4 protein-coding genes are annotated in these 3,402 nt (G+C 41.5%); 3 read left to right on the top strand and 1 reads right to left on the bottom strand.

The annotated features are described in order from the left end of the window. The coding region (locus Q4567_RS22110; RefSeq protein WP_303502467.1) for a hypothetical protein at positions 1-193 on the top strand (193 nt) is incomplete at its 5' end. On the opposite strand, the gene Q4567_RS22105 is transcribed toward Q4567_RS22110, so the two are convergent. Beyond that, complete coding sequence (locus Q4567_RS22105) at positions 178-927, bottom strand: glutathione peroxidase (RefSeq protein ID WP_303502466.1); 750 nt, start codon at positions 925-927, stop codon at positions 178-180. The genes Q4567_RS22110 and Q4567_RS22105 overlap by 16 nt on opposite strands. 451 nt (positions 928-1,378) lie before the next feature. On the opposite strand from Q4567_RS22105, the gene asnB reads away from it, so the two are divergent. Together asnB and Q4567_RS22095 are read left to right on the top strand one after the other, a co-directional pair. After that, positions 1,379-3,046, top strand: coding sequence for an asparagine synthase B (asnB, locus tag Q4567_RS22100; RefSeq protein ID WP_303502465.1), 1,668 nt, complete (start codon positions 1,379-1,381; stop codon positions 3,044-3,046). 128 nt (positions 3,047-3,174) lie between these two features. Then, the coding region (locus Q4567_RS22095; RefSeq protein WP_303502464.1) for a hypothetical protein at positions 3,175-3,402 on the top strand (228 nt) is incomplete at its 3' end.

Below are 3,402 nucleotides of genomic sequence, written 5' to 3'. Positions count from 1 at the left end.
CCATGGCCTAAAGGCCATGCTACAATCTGTAGTCGGTGGCTTTAGCCCCGAGATGGATCGTTTCAACACCGAGATTGGCGAGCGAACCCCCCATGGCCTAAAGGCAATGCTACGGGGACGGATGCAAAAAAAACGGGCTAACGCCCGTTTTTCAATTTATTCTTCGATGCTCATTACTTATGATTTGAAATAAGCTTCCAATTCTTCGCTACCACCAATGTGTTTTCCACCAATAAATACTTGTGGAACAGTATCACGACCGGTGATGGCTTTAAGCGAAGTTAAAGTAGCGCCCACTCCCATAACGATTTCTTCGTAAGAATAACCTTTGTCTTTAAGCAACGCTTTTGCTTTTGAGCAGAAAGGGCAGCCAGGTTTGGTGAAAATACTTACGGCTTGAGGCTTCAATGCGCCAGGTGCGACGTAATCCAACATAGTGTCTGCGTCAGATACTTCAAACGGGTCGCCTGGTAAATCAGGTTCGATAAACATTTTGTCTACCACACCGTCTTTTACCAACATTGAATAACGCCAGCTGCGCTTGCCAAAACCAAGGTCGTTTTTATCAACCAACAAACCCATGCCGTCAGTAAATTCGCCATTACCGTCTGGGATTAAAGTAACATTGTCGCTTTCTTGGTCGGCTGCCCAAGCATTCATTACAAAAGTATCGTTTACAGACATACAAACAATGTCATCTACGCCATTTTCTTTAAATGTTTTTGCCAATTCATTGTAACGAGGCAAGTGAGTAGATGAACAAGTTGGTGTAAATGCACCAGGAAGCGAGAAAACAACAACTGTTTTGCCAGCAAAAAGCTCGTCGCTTGTAACATCAACCCATTCGTCATTTTGGCGAGTGCGAAAAGTAACAGAAGGGACCTTTTGACCCGTTTTGTCTTCAAAGTTTGGATTAGTTTGTGTCATGTAAATCTCCAATTAATTAATAATTCCGGCTAGTTGGGTAAATAATACAGCCTTTACACTTTTAATAATAATGATTAAAACAAATCATGGTAATCTATAAAACAGATTAAAGGGTTATTGAGCAGCTTTTCAATCGAAAAAATATAAGTTGCCTGCCAAAATAGTTTACTGATAGATAGTTAATTAGTTTTGTTACGCTTAAGTTACATATGGGTGTTATTTTCATCGAATTCAATGAATTAATTGTAAACTTGCGTACTTAATTTAATTAATTGAAAATAAATTACATATTATCCTTGCAATTTTTGCTCATACTGGCAAATTCACCCGTTGGAAAAGGACATACGTCATAAAAATCTGAGCTGTTCGAAAAAGTTATTTCCTTTATCAGCCTTATTCTTGCGATACTTTTCCCTTACCTTAAACTTGGAAATAAGAGAGATAAACCTTTATGTGTGGAATATTCGGCATTCTGGACATCAAAACTGATGTATCAGAACTTAGGACGCAAGCGTTAGAGCTTTCCAAATTGCTACGCCATCGTGGCCCTGACTGGTCAGGTATTTGGAATAATAATAGCGCAATCTTGAGTCACGAACGCTTGGCGATCGTAGACGTGGATACTGGAGCGCAACCTTTAATTAGCCGAAATAATAATCACGTTCTGGCTGTCAACGGTGAAATCTATAACCACAAAGCGTTAGAAAAAGATCTTGCGCAACCTTATGACTTCAAAACCAAGTCAGACTGTGAAGTAATTCTTCCTTTGTACCAACAAAAAGGAATTGAATTTATAGATGAGCTACAAGGCATGTTCGCTTTCATTTTGTATGATGAAGAGCAAGATGCGTATTTAATCGCTCGTGACCATATTGGCATCATCCCTCTATATACTGGCTTTGATGAACATGGAAACTTCTATGTTGCTTCAGAAATGAAAGCATTGGTACCAGTATGTAAAACCGTTTCAGAATTTCCACCAGGGCATTACCTGTGGAGCAAAACCGGTGAGTTGAAAAAATATTATCAACGAGATTGGATGTCTTATGACGCAGTCAAAGACAACACCACAGATTTAGACGAATTAAAAACGGCTTTTGAAAAATCAGTGAAGTCTCACATGATGTCAGATGTGCCTTACGCTGTATTGTTATCAGGCGGATTGGATTCATCTTTGGTTTCGGCAATTGCGGCTAAATATGTAGCCAAGCGCATAGAAGACGAAGATAAGTCAGACGCTTGGTGGCCTCGCCTACACTCATTTGCAGTAGGTCTTGAAGGTGCGCCAGATTTAGTGGCGGCTAAGAAAGTAGCTGACATGATAGGCACTGTGCATCACGAGATTCACTTTACTATTCAAGAAGGTATTGATGCCATTCGTGACGTTATTTACTATCTTGAAACTTACGATACTACAACCATCCGTGCTGCCACACCAATGTACTTAATGAGTCGTAAAATTAAGGCTATGGGTATCAAAATGGTCCTATCTGGTGAAGGTGCTGATGAGATATTCGGCGGTTACTTGTATTTCCATAAAGCACCAAATGCAAAAGAATTCCATGAAGAGACAGTGCGTAAATTAGACCGTCTGCATATGTTTGATTGTGCAAGAGCAAACAAAGCAACAGCATCTTGGGGTGTAGAAGCCCGCGTTCCATTCTTGGATAAAGAGTTCCTTGATGTGGCTATGCGTCTTAATCCAAAAGACAAAATGTGTCTTGACGGAAAAATGGAAAAATGGATTCTTCGTAAAGCCTTTGATAATGGCGAATATTTACCACCTGAAGTACTTTGGCGTCAAAAAGAACAGTTTGGTGACGGTGTAGGTTATTCTTGGATTGATTCCATCAAAGACTATGTTGATAACGAAGTGACAGAACAGCAACTCGCTACCGCTGAATTTCGTTTCCCACACAATACACCAGATACCAAAGAAGGTTATTTCTATCGCACCATTTTTGAAGGTTACTTCCCTCAAGAAAGCGCGGCGAACTGCGTACCCGGTGGAAAATCTATCGCTTGTAGTACCGTAGAAGCCTTAGAGTGGGATGAAAGCTTTAAGAATATGGCTGATCCATCAGGACGCTCTGTAATCAGTGTTCACGGCAAGTCATAACCGCTAGTAAAAACCAAAAATGGGGCTTTTTAGCCCCATTTTTTTGCGCGAAATAAAGACCTCGCCTTATATATCGGTGGCTTTTCCCAAGAGGTATAGGGCTTGGGACACTCCATGGCCTAAAGACCATGCTACAACCCCGAGAAACACATCCTGTAGTCGGTGGCTTTAGCCCCGAGATGGTGGCTTTAGCCCCGAGCCAAACCCATGGCCTAAAGGCCATGCTACACTTCCGAGAAATACATCCTGTAGTCGGTGGCTTTAGCCCCGAGATGGTGAAAATCCATGGCCTAAAGGCCATGCTACAATCCCGAGAAATACATCCTGTAGTCGGTGGCTTTAGCCCCGAGATGGCG

It is taken from the genome of Aliiglaciecola sp. 2_MG-2023, assembly GCF_030548145.1.
GTDB lineage: Bacteria > Pseudomonadota > Gammaproteobacteria > Enterobacterales > Alteromonadaceae > Aliiglaciecola > Aliiglaciecola lipolytica_A.
The sequence above is the reverse complement of the archived record's forward strand: the minus strand, read 5'-3'. Positions and strand labels throughout refer to the sequence as shown.